The sequence below is a fragment of the Rhizobium sp. BK312 genome, from assembly GCF_014193605.1.
In the GTDB taxonomy this organism is placed as follows: Bacteria; Pseudomonadota; Alphaproteobacteria; order Rhizobiales; family Rhizobiaceae; genus Rhizobium.
In genome coordinates, this window is sequence record NZ_JACHZP010000004.1 from 17,970 (window position 1) to 35,982 (window position 18,013).

Genomic DNA, 18,013 nt, shown 5'->3' on the forward strand with positions numbered 1-18,013 from the left:
CCCGCTCCTGATTTGGCATGAGGTGTCGGCGTATTTCATGACATGGATGTGACAGAATAGAGGACGTCCACTGCGGTTCGGATGTTCTCCTAAATCGGCAATATTACCGTTTGGCCGGTGACCTCAGTTTCGGCTTTTAGCCAGAAGCGGTCTGATGTCCCGGGTAGTTCCGTCGGTCAGCCCGAGATCGGTGACATGCGGGCCGGGATTGCAGGCAAGGCTTGCTCCGACGACTGCCTTGAAGGTGCGAATGGGCGGCATCCAGTCAGCGATCGCATCGGCTGCCGCGCGCAGCTTGGCGAAATCATCGGCCACGTCCTTTGCGGGCGCATCCGACAGCAAGCCGCAGACGGGCAGGGGCAGAACGGCTGTAACCCTGCCACCGGCGGCCGTTGCCATGCCGCCGCCAGCCTCGATGACGGCATTGGCTGCCGCAGCCATGTCCGCGGGGTCGCGGCCGAAGACGGTAAGATTATGGCTGTCATGCGATATCGTCGTCGCAAGCGCGCCGCGCCAATGGCCCCAGTCTTCCAGGATGCCGATCACGGGCGTCGGGTCCTTTCTTCCATGGCGGTGGATGGCCGCCATCAGAAGCATGTTATCAGACAGAACAAGCTTGCCGTCTTCGACCTTGACGGCTGCCTCTCCCCATTTTGTAAACCGCGGGCTGACGACGGTGTTGACACGAGCTTCGGTCATACCAGGCAGAGTGATGGTGAAGTCGGCGGCAGAAAGCCTTCCGAGTTTTACGGTGTCGCGATAGGCATCCGAGGACACGCCCTTGCCGCTTCCAATAAGATTGCCGTCTCTGGCAACTTCACGCCCCGATGCATAGACGCGGTCGACCACGATCCTTTCCAGATCGGAGAGGATGACGATGTCGGCGCGGCGGCCGGGCGCGACCAACCCCAGATCATAACGGTTCAACCACATGGCGGCGTTAAGCGTGGCGGCGCGGACGGCATCGACCGGCTTCATGCCGTAGCCTATGAGGCGCCTCAGAACCGATGACATCGCGCCGTCATTCACGAGATCGTCGGGGAAGACGTCATCGGTGCAGATTGTCAGCGTTTGCGGCAGATGAGGCAGCTTTTTCAGAGCCTCGATCACGCCGGGCAGGACATAGTCGTGGGAACCGCGTAGCTCGACGGTAAGGCCCGCCCGCAATTTCGCCAGCAAGTCCTCGCCTGAGGTGAGTTCGTGATCGGATTGGATGCCTGCGGCAATAAAGGCCTGCAATTCCGCGCCTTCGAGGCCGCGGGCATGACCGCAGACGCGCTTGCCGCTCGCAAGTCCGGCTTCGACGATACTGCGCATCGGCTCGCTTCGCTCAAGGACGCCGCGCATGTTCATTACTTCGGCGACGCCGGAAATCTCCGGCCAGCTCAGCATGGTCGACATTTCGCCCGAGCGGAACTCCGCGCCGGCAAGTTCCAGGCCGGGCGCCGAAGGCACGCAGGACGGCGCCAGTGTCAGGAAGCGCAGCGGCAATTGCCGTGTCTCCTCAAGCGCCCAGCGAATACCATCAAGGCCAGCGACGTTGCCGATTTCATGCGGGTCCCAGCAGACCGTCGTCGTGCCCTGGGGAACGACCGTTTCGGCATATCGCCTCGGCGTCACCATCGAGCTTTCGACGTGCATATGCGTGTCGATAAATCCGGGCGTGATGAATCGTTCCGAAGCGTCGATGGTCTGCTTTGCGTCCCTCCTTGTCCCCAAGGCGTGGACGCTTGCGATCAAGGGGCCAACAAGCCCGATATCGGCCGGTCTCATTTCCGAGGTCGCGACATCGACGAGCGTTCCGCCGGTAATCAGCACATCGAACGGCTCAAGCCCCAACGCCGCCCGCACGGCACGATCGCGCAGCTCGGACGAATGGAGGTCGTAGGGTTCATTCGGCATGTCTGCCTCCCTTGGCAAAGGCGGATGGGTGCGCGGTGGATTGCCGTAAGACAAGTTCCGTTGGAAATATTCGGCTGGTATCAGTTTCTCCGGCAACGAAGGCAAGCGCGTGGTTCGCCACCGTTTCCAGATCCTGTCGAACTGTCGTGAGCGGCGGGGAGACGATTTGAGCCCACATCAGATCATCAAAGCCGGTGAGCGACATGTCTTCCGGAATGCTGCAGCCTCTATCTTTGACGGCGATGGCAAAGCCGATGGCGAGAGCGTCATAGGCGGCGGCGCAGGCTGTAAAATGGCGGAGATCGAGTTCGCGTCCGAGGACGCTGCCGGCTTCGAAAGTCGCCTCGCTATGTCGCAATGCCGGTTTGACGCCGGCCTGGCGGAAGATGTCGCACATTCCCTCGACGCGCTCGCGTGCCACCAGCGAATTTTCCGGGCCGGCGAGGATGAGAAGCCGGTTATGACCGAGCTCGAGCAGATGGCGGGCGATGAGACGTCCACCCTCGCGATGATCGCTGGCGGCGACATTGCCGACCGTGGCGGCGCTGTCGATGACGGCGACCGGCACCGGGACATCCGTGGGCACAATGGTCGTGCCGCGTGTCGGTATCACGATCAACGCGTCGACGCCGCGGGCGACCATGGTCCTGATTTCGAAATCCTGCTGCCGCGGATCGCCCTGACTGTCGCCGATCAGAACGACGAGACCGCGTCGTTTCGCGGCGCGTTCGACGGCCTGGGCAAAGGCGGGAAACAATGGTTGGCCGATATTCGGGACCAGCAGGCCGATCGTATTGCTCTTGCCGGTGCGCAGAGCGCGGGCCGCATGGTCAGGCACATAGCCGAGCCTGTCCGCTTCCAGACGGATTTGTGCCGCAAGGGCTGAAGACACTCGCCCCGTGCCACGCAGGGCATTCGAGACCGTTGCCGTGGAGACACCCAGCTTGGTCGCGATTTCCCGAATCGAAGAAGGGCGTGTCTGGCTCATCCAGGAGTTCGTTCCGATTTCCGTGATTAAACGATTAATCAACGCGGCGCGCTTTTGCAAGAGCTCCTGTTGCTGAGGGAAAGAGGAGGCTCCTGCAATGTCGGCGCCTGCTGCCGTTGCGGATGATGTATGGCGTTCAGCCTATCTGAATTGAAGCTTCAGACGGCAACCAGATGGCCCGGTGAAACAGCTCGATACTCGCGCGGCTTGACCAGGTAATCGACGGCCCGGATCGGGCTCTTCAACTCGTCATTGGCACCTGCGCGCTTCTCGCGCCGCCGGTCGGGATCTGGCACCGGAACGGCGGCCATCAGCTTCTTCGTGTAGTCGTGCTGCGGATTGCCGAAGACGGCGGCACGGGGGCCGATCTCGACGATTTCGCCGAGATACATAACGGCGACACGATGGCTGACGCGTTCGACCACGGCCATATCGTGGGAGATGAACAGGAAGGAAAGGTTGAGGCTCTGCTGCAGATCGAGCATCAGGTTGATGACCTGGGCCTTGATCGACACGTCGAGCGCCGACACGCTTTCGTCGGCGACGATCACCTTCGGCTGCAATGCCAGGGCACGGGCGATGCAGATGCGCTGGCGCTGGCCGCCGGAGAATTCATGCGGGTAGCGGCTGGCCATGTCAGGCGTCAGCCCGACCTTGTGCAGCATATCGGCGACGATCTCTTTCGCCTCCCTTGCCGTTCCCATCCTGTGTTCGAGATAGGGTTCGGCGATCGCTTGCCCGACCGTCATGCGCGGATTGAGCGAGGCGAAGGGATCCTGGAAGATCATCTGCACGGATTTGCGCATCTCTCGCATGTCGCGCTTGCCAAGCGAGAGTACGTCGCGGCCATCGACGATGACGGAGCCGGATTGCGGCGCGATCAGCCGCATGATGGCGCGCCCTGTCGTTGACTTGCCGCATCCGGATTCACCGACAAGCGACAATGTTTCGCCGGCAAAGAGATCGAATGAGACGTTTTCGACCGCATGCACGCGACCTTTGAGCTTTCCGAAGAGGCCCGAATGAATGTCGAAGCGCTTGGTGAGGTTCTTCACCTGCAGAACTGGTTTTTCTCTTGCCACCGTATCGGGCATCTCGGCAGGCGTGTCGGACTCTCCCGTTGCCGCATTGACGACGGGAAAGCGCAGCGGCTGTTCATAGGATTGCATCGAACCGAGCACCGGCACGGCCGACAGCAGCGCGCGGGTATAGGGATGCTGGCCACGATGGAAGATGTCCGCCGTCGCGCCCGTCTCCACCTGCTCGCCGCGATACATAACGACGGTGCGATCGGCGATTTCTGCGACCACACCCATGTCATGCGTGATGAACAAGACGGAGGTTCCTTCCTCCTCCTGCAGCATCTTGATGAGATCGAGGATCTGGCCCTGGATCGTGACGTCGAGGGCGGTGGTCGGCTCGTCGGCGATCAACAGTTTTGGCTTCGAGGCGAGCGCCATGGCGATCATGACGCGCTGGCGCATGCCGCCGGAAAAGCGGTGCGGATATTCGTCGAAGCGCGAGGCGGCTGAGGGAATGCGGACCTTTTCCAAAAGCCGGATCGTCTCGGCCTTGGCATCCGCCGCCGACATATCCTTGTGGCAGAGCAAGGCCTCGGAAATCTGGTCGCCGATGGTGAAGAGCGGATTGAGTGATGTCATCGGCTCCTGGAAGATCATCGACACGTCGTTGCCGCGCACCTTGCGCATCTCATGCTCGGGAAGCGAAAGCAGGTCGCGGCCACCCAGCATGATTGTGCCCTCGATGCGGCTTGAATCGCTCTGCAGCAGCCGCATGATTGATAGCGAGGTGACGCTCTTGCCAGAACCGCTCTCGCCGACGATCGCCACCGTCTCGCCTGGTGCGACCGAGAAGGAAACGTCGCGCACGACGGGCTTCCATACGCCGTCCACCAGGAACGAGGCGGTGAGGTTCTCCACGGAGAGGATGGGTTCGGCAGCCCCTGCGGCCTTTGCCTGCGACATGCTCATGCTCGTTTCCTTCTTGCGATCCGTGCCACAGCTCAATCCGGCCAGTTCAACATGCCGTCGAAGCGGTGCCGGCTGCGGTTCTCGATCGGCGTCGCGATGATCTCGTTGGAGGCGCGGGCATTGTCGAGCTCCTCGGCAAGCCGGGTCGCGACGATCGTCTCCTGGCCGGGATGCAGGTTGCATGGATCGAGATAGAAATAGTGATGCTCCACCTCGTGGTCCCGCACAATGACAGGCGGGTTGCCGCGGGCCAGCGCCGCCGCAAGATCCCAGGCGGTGATATGCGCCTCGGGCGCCGAGATGATGACACGCATGCGGTCGAGCGGGTTGTTGGTGGGATCGGGTTCGATCAGGGCGGTGACACCGGGGCGGCCGTCGAGAGTTCGCTTCCATAGGTTCAGATAACCGGTCTCGCGTTCGCGGATGCCGGCATGGTCGCGCTTCTCCCAGGCTTCCAGCGCCGCCATAGTGCCATAGATGCTTTCCTTGCCGACCTTCATGCCCCGGCCGATGCCCATGTTCTGCAGGAAGGCGTTGCGCACCAGCTCCTTCCTGCCGGCAACGATGCCGGAGGTCGGGCCGCCGAGAAACTTGTGGCCGGAATAGAGCACGATGTCGGCACCCTGTGCCAGGAAGAGCTTGAGGTCATATTCCGACGCGGCATCGACGATAACTGGCACGCCTTTGGAATGCGCAATCTCGACGAATTCGGTCAGATGCAGCAGGCCGTAATCGACCACGTGATGGGATATGACATAGACGGCAGCCGCCGTCTTTTCGCTTATGGCGTTTTCCATGTGGAAGCGGTGCGTCGATGTTGCCTGACCGATCAGCACGACCTTGCCGCCCGCAAGGCGGATTGCCTGATCCACCGGAGCGCCGTAGCTCACCACATGGCCCATTTGCACGATGACTTCGTTCTTGTCTGGTGCGGTATCAGGCAGTTTCTCTACGGCAAGGAGGTTGTTGCCGGTAATGGCGCCGGCGACGGCGAGGCTAATGCCCGAGGAGCAGGATGCCGTGACGAAGCCGGCCTCGCTACCCGCCAGCCGCGCGATGACCGCGCTGGCCTTGCGCTGGAGGTCGTTGATCTCGACGAATTGCGGCAGGATCGCCGCCATTGCCGCGATGGCTTCGGGCACGACGATCGATGCGCCGAGGCTGGTCATGGTGCCTGATACATTGATGACGGGCCTCAGGCCGATCTTGCTGCGGATATCATCGGACATTCTATCTCTCCAAAGTGATGACTGCCGATTGTCATCGACAGCTATACCATAGTAATGTAATAGCTTCTCGAAATCTCACGAGGAGCGTTGATTTGGACGCCAAGACCCTACCCACCGCACGCCCTGAAGACGCCGATTCGATCGGGGAAGCGGAAACGAAAGGCGCGCGCCGTTCGCGCGTGAGCGGCATCGACCGCGCGCTGCAGGTGATCGATTATCTCTATGAAACCGGCGCGCCCGCTGGCGCTTACGCGATTGCCAAGGCGATCAAGGCGCCTCTTTCGACCGTCTACGTGATCATCGACGACCTGGTCGAAAAGAACATGCTCGGCCGCAATGCCGACGGGTCCGTCTGGCTCGGGGCGCGCCTTTACCACTATGGCCTCGCCTATGCCCGGTCGCTGGATTTCATGAGCGTCGCCACGCGCGAGATGCACGATCTCTGCCGGCAGGCGAGCGAGACGGTACAAGTCTGCGGGCGCGACGGCGATTCCATGCTGGTACTGGCGATGGCGGATGGGCCAAGCCATTTCCAGGTCGCCTCCCGCGTCGGAACCCGCGTGCCGCTCAACTGGACGGCCTCCGGCCGGCTGTTGGTCGGGCATTTGCCCGAAGAGGAAAGGATCGAGCTTTTCAAGCGCTGTGCCCGCACCTCGCCGACCGGTCGGGCCGAGGTCGATGCCGGCGTGCTCTCCGATGCCGCGAGCAAAGCATTTGAGGAGCGCTTGTCGATCCAGGTGGCGGAGTCCGATTATGCGGTCGCCTGTATCGCCTCGCCGGTCGTTGACCGGGATGGTCAATGTGTCGCGACCATTTCGATCGTGCTTCCCGAACAGAAAGCCGTTTCCGACGGCAACCATTATGGCGAGCAGGTGCGAGCGGCTGCCGAGCGGATCGAAAAGCTGATGGGCTGGCGCAACCACTGAATTCGTCCCTCTTAGAGCAATTCCAGCAAAAGTGTGACGCGGTTTTGCGTCCGGAATTGCGCAAAAACTAATCATTGAGCGAGATGATCGCTTCGATCTCGACCGTGATATTGCCGGGAAGCGAGCCGAAGCCGACGGCCGAACGGGCATGCTGGCCCGCCTCGCCGAAGACCTCGATGAAGAGATCAGAGCAGCCGTTGATGACGCTCGGATGGTCTTCGAAATGCGGCACGGCATTGACCATGCCGAGTAGTTTCACCACCCGCTTCACCCTGGAAAGGTCGCCGAGCGCACCATGCATGACGGCAAGAAGATTGATGCCCGTCAGCCGCGCATGTTGATAGGCCCGGTCAACGCCGACGTCACCGCCCACCTTGCCGGAATGGAGGTGGCCGTCCAGCTCCCGCGGCCCTTGACCCGAAAGGTACAGCACGTTGCCTTCGCGGACATGGGTGACGAAATTGGCGATCGGCGGCGGCGGCGGTGGAAGCTCGATGCCGAGCGCCGCCAGTCGCTGGTAAGGTGTTTGCGCTGCTGAAGCGGCCTGTGTTGGGGACGTGTTCACGTATGCTCCTGCTATGCGAGCCTGGTGTTTGATTAGCGCCACGAATAGCCGTGGCTGTGGCGGACGAGTTTGCGAGCGCGTGGCACGTAGCGGCTGGCGGTGATCGCCTCCGCGCCGATGACCGCGTAACGTGGTTCGAACAGCTTCTGCAGGCGCGAGACGTCGCCGTTGGAATCGGTCGCTTCGAGATCCGCATCCACCAGGTCGAAAATGGTGAAGTCTGCTCGTTCGCCGACCGACAGCCGGCTGTCCATCGAAAGCTTGATGACCGAGGCCGGTGCATGGGTGACGGCGTCCACGACCTTGTCGAACGGCATGCCGACCGAGAGCAGCTTGGACATAGTGGTCGCGAGATCCCATACCGGGAAGTTCATCGAATGCCCATGCAGGTCGGTCGAGATCGAGTAGGGCAGCAGGCCACGCTTGATCGCCGCTTCCGCGACCTTGAAGGAGAAGGACGCTCCGCCATGGCCGATATCGAGCCGGATGCCTTCGCCGGCGCAACGTTCGGCGAGATTGTAGAGGTCCTCGTCCTCCATGATGCTGGATCCGGCCTTGCCGTTGAAGCAGTGCGTGACGACATCGCCCGGCCCGAGGATTTCGAGCACTTCGTCGTATAGCGCCGGCGGCTCGCCGACATGCACCATCATCGGCACCTTCAGGATCTTGGCGATCTTCTTGCCGAGCTTGACGGGTGTGACACCCCAGGAGCCGGTGATGACGTGACTGGCGCGTACCTTGATGCCGACGATATGCTCGCTGTTCTCGGCATAGCATTCGAGGATGCGGTCGAGATCGATATCCTTGATATCGCGCAATTCGGGGACGCGATTGCAGGCAACGAGGCCGATCGAGCCGAGATTGAGGAAGGCCTTGATGCGTTCCCTGGACGGTTCGATGATGTATTCGCGGAACCCATGAAAATTGGCTTCGCCAGCCGAACCTGCATCGACCAGCGTCGTGACGCCGTGCTCGGCGCCGCATTCGGACGGACGGATCGAGATATCGGTGCCGCCATGCCAGATATGGACATGCAGGTCGATCCAGCCGGGCGAAATCCAGGCGCCCTTGCCGTCGATGCGCTCGACGTCGCCGGGAGCGGCAAGCTGCGGGCCGAAAGCGGCGATCCTGCCGTCAGCGTCGACGAGAATGTCCATGACGCCAGCGACCTTAGTACCGCCGAATGCCATGGGCTTCACATTGGTGAGGAGGAGCGGTTTGCCCGCTTTTTCACCGGTCATTTACAGGTCCTTTCGAAGTCTTGGATCGAGCATGTCCCGCAAGCCGTCGCCGACCATTTGCAACGAGAGCACGGAGAGAATGATGGCAAAGCCCGGGAAATAGGTCATCCAGTCGGCCTGGCCGATATATTGGCGGCCGGCGGCGATCATGGTTCCCCAGGTCGGGATTTCGGGGCTGACGCCGAGGCCGAGAAACGAGAGCCCGGCTTCGGCCAGCATGGCGCTGGCAAAGAGAAACGAGCCCTGCACCAGGATCGGCGACAGGAGGTTTCTAAGCACATGCCGCGTCATGATGTGGAATGTCGAGATGCCGAGAGCCTTGGCAGCCTCCACGTAAGGGAGTTCACGAATGACAAGGGTCGAGGCGCGGACGATGCGGGCCAGCCGCGGTGCGTAGACGATCGACAGTGCGACGATGACCGTCGTCAGCGACGGGCCGAGGGCTGCGACCAGCGCAATGGCGAGCAAAATGTCGGGAAACGCCATCATCGCATCGATCAGGCGGGCGATCGGCGTGTCGAGCCTTTGGAAGAAACCGGCGAGCAGGCCCAGCGTGACGCCGATCACAGCCGATAGCGCCACGACGGCGGCTCCGACGAGCAGCGACAGCCGTCCGGCATAGATGGTCCGGGAGAATATATCGCGGCCGAACTCGTCGGTGCCGAACCAGTAGACCCCGCTTGGCGGCTTCAGTCGGTTGACGATCGAGAGCTTCGAGGGCGAATAGGGTGCGATCCATGGCGCGAGGGCGGCGAGCAGCACGAAGATCGTCAGCACAATCAGTCCGATGGCAACGGTCTTGCGCTTCAGCAGCCGACGAAGGAACTTGCGTCGCTCGCTTTGCGCCTGTTTGGGTGTCTCGGTTGCGATGTCGGCCATCAGTAGCGTACCCTCGGATCAACCAGCAGATAGAGCATGTCGATCGCAAAATTGATGAGGACGTAGAGGCCGGCGATGACGAGCAAGGCCCCCTGGATCACCGGATAGTCGCGGCGCAGCACCGCGGAGACGACGAGGCTTCCGACACCCGGCAGGCCGAAGACCGTCTCGGTGACGACAGCGCCGGAAATCAGCACGGCAGCCGTCAGCCCCAGAACGGTCAGAATTGGAATGAGTGCGTTCTTCAGCGCATGTTTGAGGACGACGCGGCGTTCGATCAGCCCTTTGGCGCGGGCGGTGCGGATATAGTCGTCTCCAAGCACGTCGAGCATCGATGCGCGGGTGAAGCGCAGGATCAAGGCCGAGGAGACGAGACCCAGTGCGACGGCCGGCAGCGTCAAATGATACATGCGATCTAGGAAGCTTGTGCCCGGTCCGCCATAGCCGGAAACCGGGAACATTCCCAGGCGCACCGCGAAGATCTGCATCAGGATAAGGCCAAGCCAGAAGCTCGGTATGCTCGCGGCCAGCATGCCGATCGCCATCGAAGCCTGGTCGACGAGCGATCCGCGCCGATAGGCGGCATAGATGCCGATCGGCAGCGCGATGACGCCAGCGATGAGGAGCGAGAACAGTGTCAGGAAAAAGGTCGGCTCGGCACGTCCGAGAAGCGCAGAGGAAACCGGAATATTGAGGAAGATCGACTGGCCGAGATCGCCCTTCAGCAACTGCCCGACATAGAACAGGTACTGGACGAAGATTGACTGGTCGAGGCCAAGCCGGGTGCGGAGCTCGGCAATATCCTGCGCGGTCGCATCCGGGCCGAGCATGACGGCGGCCGGATCGCCGGGGGTCACGCGCACGATCACGAAGACGATCGTGACGACGAGAAACATCACGACGATCATGCCCGCAAGACGTTGAAGGATGTAGCGTATCATTGGGTCGGTTCCCAGAGTGGTTCCGCTTTTCTTCGAATCGCGGAACCACTCTATTTCTCTGCTCTCTCGCAATTCCGAACGGAAAACCGCTGCGGGCTTTTCCTGGAATTGCTCTAAGTCCGCAAACGGACGGGATTCGGAACGGGCGCCGGCCGTGACCGGCGCCCGAGCGCCTTGGGAGGCTTATTTCTTGATCGATGCGTTCCAGAAGTAGGGCCACGGTGCGGGGGCGACGCCCTGAAGCTTGGTGGAGATCGCCGCAACGGCGTTGAAATCGCCGATCTTCATCATGGGGGCTTCGTCATAGATGGTCTTTTGAACGTTCGCCCAGAGGCCGACGCGCTTCTTCGGATCGACCTCTGTGTTGAACGCGTCGATCGCGGCTTTGCTCGTCGGCGTCGTCCACCAGCCGGGCGAGCTTGGCGAAAGCGTGCCGATGAGCGCCGGTTCCGGCAGGAAGGGGCTGTGGCTGATGTAGATATCCCATAGCGCCTTGTCCGCACGGCGCTGGGTCAGCGTAGCCCAGTCGACCACCTGAAGGTCTACCGTGAAGCCTGCCTGTTTCAGATATTCGGCCGCGACCTGCGCCATCTTGTAATGGAACTCGTACTGTCGGCTGGTCAGGATGCGGACCGGTTCGCCCTTGTAGCCTGCCGCCTTGGCGGTAGTTGCGGCACCTTCCGGATCGGCGAGGTTGTAGTTGCCCTTGACGCCGGCATCCGTGCTCCAGGTAAACGGGGCGGGGTACATGTTGCCGTCAACCGTATAGAAATTTGTGCTGCCGAAGGCTGCCGCCATCATATCTTCCATGCTGAGCGCCTGACGGATCGCCCTGCGGATCGCGACATTCTTCGTGATGCCGTCGGCGGTATTGAAGACGAAGACCGGATAGCCGAACGGCTTCAGGAGCAGCGGCTGGGTCGCCGAAGCGGATTTCAGCTTGTCGAAGGATTCGACTGGAAGACTGTCGATGTAGTCATACTGGCCGGAAATGGCCGCCTCCACGCGAGTATTGGCGTCGGGCACCGGGACGAAGCGGATTTCGTCGAGATATTGATGCCGGGCGCCGCCGTAACCATTGCTTTCGCCATCGCGCGGCTTGTAGCCGTCGAAGCGCACCAGCTGGATATACTGGTCGGGCTTGCGCTCCTTCAGCATATAGGGGCCGGTGCCGATGAAATCGGTCATCGTATCGGCCTGCTTGCCGGCTGGAATGATGATGGCGGCGGAGTTGTTGAAGGCAAGCAGTGAGGTGAGAGGCGCGTAGGGCTGCTTCAGCTTGATGACGACGGTCCCCGGATCCTGGGCGGTGATCGATTCGACGAAGCCGCCTGCCTGCTTGCCGCGCGACGCCAGCTTGATCCAGCGGTTGAGCGAGGCGACCACATCCTTGGAAGTCATGACGCTGCTGTCGTGGAACTTGATGCCGGTCCTGAGTTTGATCGTGTAGGTTTTGCCGTCGGCACTGATCTCAGGCAGGCTCTCGGCAAGCAGCGGCGTGACGTTCCACCCCTTGTCAAAGGTGTAGAGCGTTTCGAAGATATGTTGGGTGACGATACCGACGAGATCTGCGGTGGAAGTCATTGGATCGAGCGTCGGCGGCTCGCCGATCGTCGCGACATTGATGACGCCACCTTTTTCCTGAGCCATCAACAGTGAGGGCGCTGCAACCAAGGCAGCCGCAATCAGGAATCCGAGTCTTAACTTCATCGAAATTCTCCCAATTATGTTCCACAATTATGTTATATAAGATTTTATAACAGAATACAGAACGGACGGGGGCTGTCAATGGTGGTGAAAACAAGGGCGTATCGGCTTGAATGCGCAAAGGTTCCGTCTTGCCGAAACAGTTTGGTCGGAGCAGATTGCAGCGATAGAGGAGATAGTGCATGGCGCCTTACGATGCTTCCGGCCCCAACGTGAACGGTATCGAACCTCGTTGGACGTCCAGTGCAAAGAGCGGAGTTGGCACGGCGCTTTCGCCGGCCTGCCGCATCTGGTTCACTCTCAGTCACGGCATCTTGAACGAAATCTATTATCCCCGCGTCGATAGCGCCTGTACCCGCGACATCGGATTGATCGTCACAGGTCCCGATGGTTATTTTTCGGAGGAAAAGCGCGATACGGAGAGCGTCGTCACCACGGTCGAGGATGGCGTTCCGGCCTATCGGTTGATCAATACTGCAATCGATGGTCGTTACAGGATCATCAAGCGCATCATCGTCGACCCGATGCGCAGTAGCTTGCTCCAGCAGATATCGTTCGAGCCGCTTGAGGGAACGATCCACGATTATCGTCTGTATCTGCTTGCCGCTCCGCATCTGGTCAATGCCGGTTACGGCAATACGGGGTGGGTGGAAGACTATAAGGGCACGCCGATGCTTTTCGCGACGGGCACAGGCGGCGTCTCGATGGCTCTTGCCGTAAGCGGCGGCTGGCGGACGGCATCTGCCGGCTATGTCGGTATTTCCGACGGATGGCAGCAATTGCAGAAAGAGGCCCGGTTGGACCCGGCCGTCGCGCGTGCCGTCGACGGCAACGTCGCCCTGACCGGGGAGATCGATCTGATCGGCGGCAGCGACACCGTCACCGTATCGCTCGGCTTTGGAAGCCATTCCAAAGAGGCCGGCTACAATGCCCTTGCCAGCTTGCAAGCCGGTTATGAGAATGCCGAGCGCAGCTATGTTGCCGACTGGCGGGTCTGGCAAGACGGATTGCTGGCCCTCGACGAACCGAGAGCACCGCCGCCCGAAGTCAATCGTTATCGGATCTCGACAGCCGTTCTGGCAACGCACCGGCCTCTTTCTTTCGAAGGGCCGGCCGTTGCTTCTCTCTCCATTCCGTGGGGTTTTGCCAAGGGCGACGAAGACCTCGGTGGCTATCATCTGGTCTGGCCGCGCGATCTGGTCGAGACAGCAGGCGGCTTCTTAGCTGCGGGCGCTTCGCAGGATGCGCTGCGCATTCTGGCCTATCTGCGCGTTATCCAGGAAGAGGATGGGCATTGGCCGCAGAATTGCTGGCTGGATGGCGAGCCTTATTGGAGCGGGATCCAAATGGACGAATGCGCTTTCCCGATCCTGCTTGCCGATGCGCTGCGCCGCGAGGGAGTCCTTACGGGCGATCTGCTATTGTCCTACGTGCCGATGGTCGAAAGCGCAGCACGCTACGTCGTCGTCAACGGGCCTGTCACGGGTGAGGACCGCTGGGAGGAGGATGGCGGCTTTTCTCCCTTCACGCTGGCGGTTGAAATCGCTGCGCTGCTGGCGGCGGCTGATATTCTGGAAATTGCCGGTCAGATGCACAATGCGGACTATCTGCGGCAGACCGCGGATGCCTGGAACGACCAGATCGAGCGCTGGACCTATGTCAGCAGCGATGCGGAGAGCGCCGCTCTCGGGGTCAAGGGCTATTATGTCCGTATTGCGCCGCCTGAGATCGCCGACGGAAGCTCGCCCGCCGATGGTTTCGTGCCGATCAAGAACAGGCCGCCCGCTGAATCGTTCCTGCCGACCGCGCGAGTCGTCAGTCCCGATGCCTTGGCGCTGGTACGGTTCGGATTGCGAGCTGCCGACGATCCTCGCATCCTCGACACCGTGAAGGTGATCGACGCACAGCTCAAATGCGACCTGCCGCAAGGGTCTCTATGGTATCGTTATACCGGTGACGGCTATGGCGAGCATGAAGACGGCGGCCCGTTCGACGGCACGGGCATCGGGCGTCCATGGCCCTTACTTGCGGGCGAGCGCGCCCATTATGAGCTCGCGGCCGGCCGGCCGGAAGCGGCTCTTGGTTTGCTCAAGACACTCGAGCAGTCTGCCGGGCAGGGCGGATTGCTGCCGGAACAGGTGTGGGACCAGCCCGATATTCCGGAGCTGGGCCTTGCCCTCGGGAAACCTTCCGGCAGCGCCATGCCACTCGTCTGGGCTCATGCCGAGCATATCAAGCTCCTGCGTTCGCTGAGAGACGGAGCGGTTTTCGACATGCCGCCGCAAGGTGTCGAGCGCTATCTAAAAAACAAGGTGACGGCACCCTTCGTGCCGTGGCGTTTCAACAACAAGCTGTCGCAGCTTTCCGTCGGCAAGCGCCTGCGGATCGAGGTCATGGCGCGGGCCATCATTCGCTGGAGTGTCGACGGTTGGGCCAGCGCCAGCGATACCGAAACGAGCCAGAACGGCTTCGGGATACATGTCGCGGAGCTGTCATGCGAGCGCCTCCCCAAAGGCGGTTCGATTGCCTTTACCTTTTACTGGCCTGACACCGACCGCTGGGAGGGAGAGGATTTCTCCGTCTCCGTCGTTGAGGCGCCATAGTGCGATTTGTGCCCGTCGTGGATAGAAAGTGTGGACGAATATGAGCCAGGTAACAGAGAGCCGCAAAACAAACGTAAAACTGAAGAAAGCCGTGGCGCCGGCTGCGACAGAAGAGCTTGTCGTCTTGGCAATCGATCTCGGCGGTTCGCATGTAAAAATGCGTCTCAGCTCCGGCGGTGAGCGCCGGGCGGCCGTCTCCGGGCCTACAATGTCGGCAAAAGAGATGGTCCAGACCGTCAAGGATCTGACGAGTGATTGGCGATACGACGTTATCGGTATGGGATATCCCGGGCCCGTTTCGAACAACAGGCCAGCTATGGAACCGCACAATCTGGGAAGCGGCTGGCAGGATTTCGACTTTTCCGCCGCTTTCGGCAAGCCAGTGAAGCTTGTCAACGACGCCGTGATGCAGGCAATCGGCAACTACAAAGATGGCAATATGCTGTTTCTCGGCCTCGGCACCGGATTGGGTTCGGCAATGATTGCCAATCACGTTTGTCTGCCCATGGAGCTCGCCCATCTGCCCTACAAGAAGCGGGGCACCTTCGAAGACTTCATCGGCGAGCGTGGCCTTGAAAAATACGGCAAGAAGAAGTGGCGCCAGTCGGTCGAGGAGATCGTTGAGAGATTGAGGGCGGCACTGCTGCCGCATGAAATCGTTATCGGCGGCGGCAATGCCGAGAAGCTCAAGGAACTGCCATCCGCCTGCCGTATCGGCGGGAACGAAAATGCGTTTCTCGGAGGATTTCGGCTTTGGACGGATACGACTTTGAGCTTCTAGGCTGCGGCGGTGATCGAATGGAGCGGCATGAGGATCAGTCTCAGGTCGCTTGATCTTCGCGGCTAGAAAGATAGCCGGCTTATTTCAGTAAGGCTTTCTCGTGCTGAACGATGTGGGCAAATAGTTGCAGCGCGCCGCTTGGCTGCTCATCTTTTCGCGCGAAATAAAGCGGCGCCACGAGATTGGCACCCGGGTCGAGCCTTAGATATGCGATGCCGTTCGTCTCCAGCCGAGCGATCGATCCTGGAATGATGGAGATTCCGAGTCCCGCGGCGACCAGACTGAGCGTCGACAGCAACCGGGGAGCTTCATGCCGTATTTTCGGGCTGAAACCCGCGGCAAGGCAAGCCGCTATGATACTGTCGTATAGCCCCGGCCCGGAGGGACGGCGGTAAAGTATGAAGGCTTCGTCTGCGAGTTCCGACAATCGAACGTGGCGAGACTTCTCTCCTTTCGCCATCACAAGAGGATGGCGATCGGGAAGAGCGACCAGCATTTCTTCATCGAGAATTCGGGAAATCACAAGGCCGCTCGACTGTGCAACGGGAGAGCGCACGAGCGCGACGTCGAGAAGGCCGGAATGCAGCATGGCGATCAGATCGGGCGTACTGGCTTCCTCAAGCTTGAGTGCGACATCCGGCGATGTCTCGCCGAGCGAGCGGACGGCTGCGCTGACCAGCGGATGAAAGGCGGCCGAACTGGTAAAGCCGATCGCAAGGCTTCCCTCCTCTCCGCGGGCATTGCGCCTCGTCGCCTCTATCGCAAGATCGACATCGTGGAGAATGGTCCTTGCCCTCTCCACAAATGTCCGCCCCGCATCCGTCAGCTCGACGCCTCTGGGCAGCCGTTTGAAGAGCGACGCACCGACGATGGCCTCCAGCTTAGCTATCTGCTGACTGAGCGGTGGTTGCTGGATGCCGAGCCTTTCGGCAGCGCGGGTCATATGGCCCTCATCGGCAACGGTCATGGCATAACGGAGATGTCGAAGTTCGATCATGGCATATCTCAAACATATGGATGATGTTCTATCCATATATTGGACGCATGATCGGTAAAAGCCTATTTTGACGGTCTGTCCGACATAAACATACAGGCCACGATATGGATGCCATTTCTCATTCCAATGCTGCTCAACGCGAAGGACCAACGGTCGTGGAGCTCTTTTTCGGCTTTTTCAAACTCGGCCTCATCGGGTTTGGCGGGGTTCTGCCGCTCGCACGCCGCATGGTGGTTGAGGATCGCAAATGGTTGACGGGGGAGGAGTTCACAGAACTGCTCGGGCTGTGTCAGTTCCTGCCCGGCGGCAATATCATCAATATGGCGGTTGCGATCGGCTCGAAGTTTCAGGGCGTGGTGGGTGCTTTTTCGGCTCTTCTTGGCCTGATTGTCGCGCCGACGGCAATCGTGATCGGCCTCGGTGTCGTTTACGATCAGTTCAATAGCGATCCGCGCATCCAGCACATGTTTGCAGGCCTTGCTGCAGCCGCGGCCGGTCTGCTCATCTCGATGGCCGTCAAGATCGTCCTGCCGCTGCGCCGCAGGCCAGTCACCCTGGTCATTGCCGCCATTTGCTTTGCTGCCATCGCCATTGCCGGGCTACCCTTGCTGCCGACCATGCTGGTTCTGGCGCCGCTCAGCATCCTCGCCACCTGGAAGCTCGAAGCATGATCACGACCCTCATTTCTCTTGCAATCATTTTCACTCAGCTTTCGCTGCTGGCCTTCGGCGGTGGCAATTCCATTCTTCCGGAGATGCATCGGCAGGTCGTCGACGTGCAGCATTGGATGACGGCGCAGCAATTCGGTGCGCTGTTCGCATTGGCGCAGGCGGCTCCCGGTCCGAACTTGATGGTCGTGCCTCTGGTCGGCTGGCACGTTGCCGGATGGGCGGGTGTGTTGGTTACTTCCGCGGCAAAGTTCGGGCCTTCTTCGGTCCTGACCTATCTGGTGCTCCATCTCTGGAACCGCTTCAAGGACAGGCCATGGCGACGGATCGTGCAGGCGGGATTGGTGCCGATGACCGCCGGGCTTGTCACCGCCAGCGCGGCTGTCATCACGGAGGCATCAACCCAGGGGTGGATTCTCGCGGCGATTGCCGCAGCGGCCGCACTTGTTCTTGCGACAACGCGCGTCCATCCGCTCATCGTTCTCGGCGTTGGCGCATTGATCGGCTTGAGCGGTGTCGGCCAGATGTGAGCCGGCGTGGTTCAGTATCCGGTTTGGGGCAGACATCCTTCTTGCCCTTGGGACTCATTTTCACA

The 18,013-nt window shown here is 60.7% G+C and carries 15 protein-coding genes; 5 read left to right on the forward strand and 10 right to left on the reverse strand.

The features are described 5' to 3' along the window. Positions 1 to 123: 123 nt before the first annotated feature. From FHT85_RS12410 to FHT85_RS12425, 4 genes are all read right to left on the reverse strand, one after another. Positions 124 to 1,902 carry an adenine deaminase gene (locus FHT85_RS12410; RefSeq protein ID WP_112411085.1) on the reverse strand — a complete coding sequence of 593 codons (1,779 nt, stop codon included), beginning with the start codon at positions 1,900 to 1,902 and terminating at the stop codon, positions 124 to 126. Continuing rightward, positions 1,892 to 2,890 (reverse strand): LacI family DNA-binding transcriptional regulator, encoded by a 999-nt coding sequence (locus tag FHT85_RS12415; protein WP_112411084.1) that lies wholly within the window; start codon positions 2,888 to 2,890, stop codon positions 1,892 to 1,894. The genes FHT85_RS12410 and FHT85_RS12415 overlap by 11 nt, the downstream gene beginning before the upstream one ends. A gap of 158 nt (positions 2,891 to 3,048) precedes the next feature. Beyond that, positions 3,049 to 4,881 carry an ABC transporter ATP-binding protein gene (locus FHT85_RS12420; RefSeq protein WP_112411083.1) on the reverse strand — a complete coding sequence of 611 codons (1,833 nt, stop codon included), beginning with the start codon at positions 4,879 to 4,881 and terminating at the stop codon, positions 3,049 to 3,051. Positions 4,882 to 4,913: 32 nt separating this feature from the next. Continuing rightward, positions 4,914 to 6,110, reverse strand: a complete 1,197-nt coding sequence (locus FHT85_RS12425; RefSeq protein ID WP_112411082.1) for an aminotransferase class V-fold PLP-dependent enzyme — start codon at positions 6,108 to 6,110, stop codon at positions 4,914 to 4,916. 92 nt (positions 6,111 to 6,202) lie between these two features. Between FHT85_RS12425 and FHT85_RS12430 the strand changes: the two genes are divergently transcribed. Further along, complete coding sequence (locus tag FHT85_RS12430) at positions 6,203 to 7,036, forward strand: IclR family transcriptional regulator (protein WP_112411081.1); 834 nt, start codon at positions 6,203 to 6,205, stop codon at positions 7,034 to 7,036. A gap of 67 nt (positions 7,037 to 7,103) precedes the next feature. On the opposite strand, the gene FHT85_RS12435 is transcribed toward FHT85_RS12430, so the two are convergent. The 5 genes from FHT85_RS12435 to FHT85_RS12455 all read right to left on the reverse strand — a co-directional run bounded on the left by FHT85_RS12435 (position 7,104) and on the right by FHT85_RS12455 (position 12,372). Then, entirely contained in the window at positions 7,104 to 7,616 is a 513-nt protein-coding gene (locus FHT85_RS12435; protein WP_405048024.1) for a RidA family protein, read from the reverse strand. 17 nt (positions 7,617 to 7,633) lie between these two features. Beyond that, positions 7,634 to 8,842 (reverse strand): amidohydrolase/deacetylase family metallohydrolase, encoded by a 1,209-nt coding sequence (locus tag FHT85_RS12440; protein WP_112411080.1) that lies wholly within the window; start codon positions 8,840 to 8,842, stop codon positions 7,634 to 7,636. Continuing rightward, the gene (locus FHT85_RS12445) at positions 8,843 to 9,721 is read right to left on the reverse strand and encodes an ABC transporter permease (RefSeq protein WP_112411079.1); all 879 of its coding nucleotides are present in this window, start codon (positions 9,719 to 9,721) and stop codon (positions 8,843 to 8,845) included. After that, entirely contained in the window at positions 9,721 to 10,662 is a 942-nt protein-coding gene (locus FHT85_RS12450; RefSeq protein ID WP_162709672.1) for an ABC transporter permease, read from the reverse strand. The genes FHT85_RS12445 and FHT85_RS12450 overlap by 1 nt, the downstream gene beginning before the upstream one ends. A 183-nt stretch (positions 10,663 to 10,845) precedes the next feature. Continuing rightward, positions 10,846 to 12,372, reverse strand: coding sequence for an ABC transporter substrate-binding protein (locus FHT85_RS12455; protein WP_112411078.1), 1,527 nt, complete (start codon positions 12,370 to 12,372; stop codon positions 10,846 to 10,848). Between the two features lie 179 nt (positions 12,373 to 12,551). Between FHT85_RS12455 and FHT85_RS12460 the strand changes: the two genes are divergently transcribed. Beyond that, positions 12,552 to 14,972, forward strand: coding sequence for a glucan 1,4-alpha-glucosidase (locus tag FHT85_RS12460; RefSeq protein ID WP_112411077.1), 2,421 nt, complete (start codon positions 12,552 to 12,554; stop codon positions 14,970 to 14,972). Between the two features lie 40 nt (positions 14,973 to 15,012). After that, complete coding sequence (locus FHT85_RS12465) at positions 15,013 to 15,753, forward strand: ROK family protein (protein WP_162709670.1); 741 nt, start codon at positions 15,013 to 15,015, stop codon at positions 15,751 to 15,753. Between the two features lie 79 nt (positions 15,754 to 15,832). Here FHT85_RS12465 and FHT85_RS12470 read toward each other — a convergent pair whose 3' ends face one another. Continuing rightward, positions 15,833 to 16,750: a LysR family transcriptional regulator gene (locus FHT85_RS12470; RefSeq protein WP_183774100.1), complete on the reverse strand. Its 918-nt coding sequence runs from the start codon at positions 16,748 to 16,750 to the stop codon at positions 15,833 to 15,835. A gap of 155 nt (positions 16,751 to 16,905) precedes the next feature. Here FHT85_RS12470 and FHT85_RS12475 point away from each other — a divergent pair, with 155 nt between their 5' ends. Next, complete coding sequence (locus FHT85_RS12475) at positions 16,906 to 17,421, forward strand: chromate transporter (RefSeq protein WP_312861340.1); 516 nt, start codon at positions 16,906 to 16,908, stop codon at positions 17,419 to 17,421. Beyond that, positions 17,418 to 17,948 carry a chromate transporter gene (locus FHT85_RS12480; RefSeq protein WP_112411074.1) on the forward strand — a complete coding sequence of 177 codons (531 nt, stop codon included), beginning with the start codon at positions 17,418 to 17,420 and terminating at the stop codon, positions 17,946 to 17,948. The genes FHT85_RS12475 and FHT85_RS12480 overlap by 4 nt, the downstream gene beginning before the upstream one ends. Positions 17,949 to 18,013 lie beyond the last annotated feature (65 nt).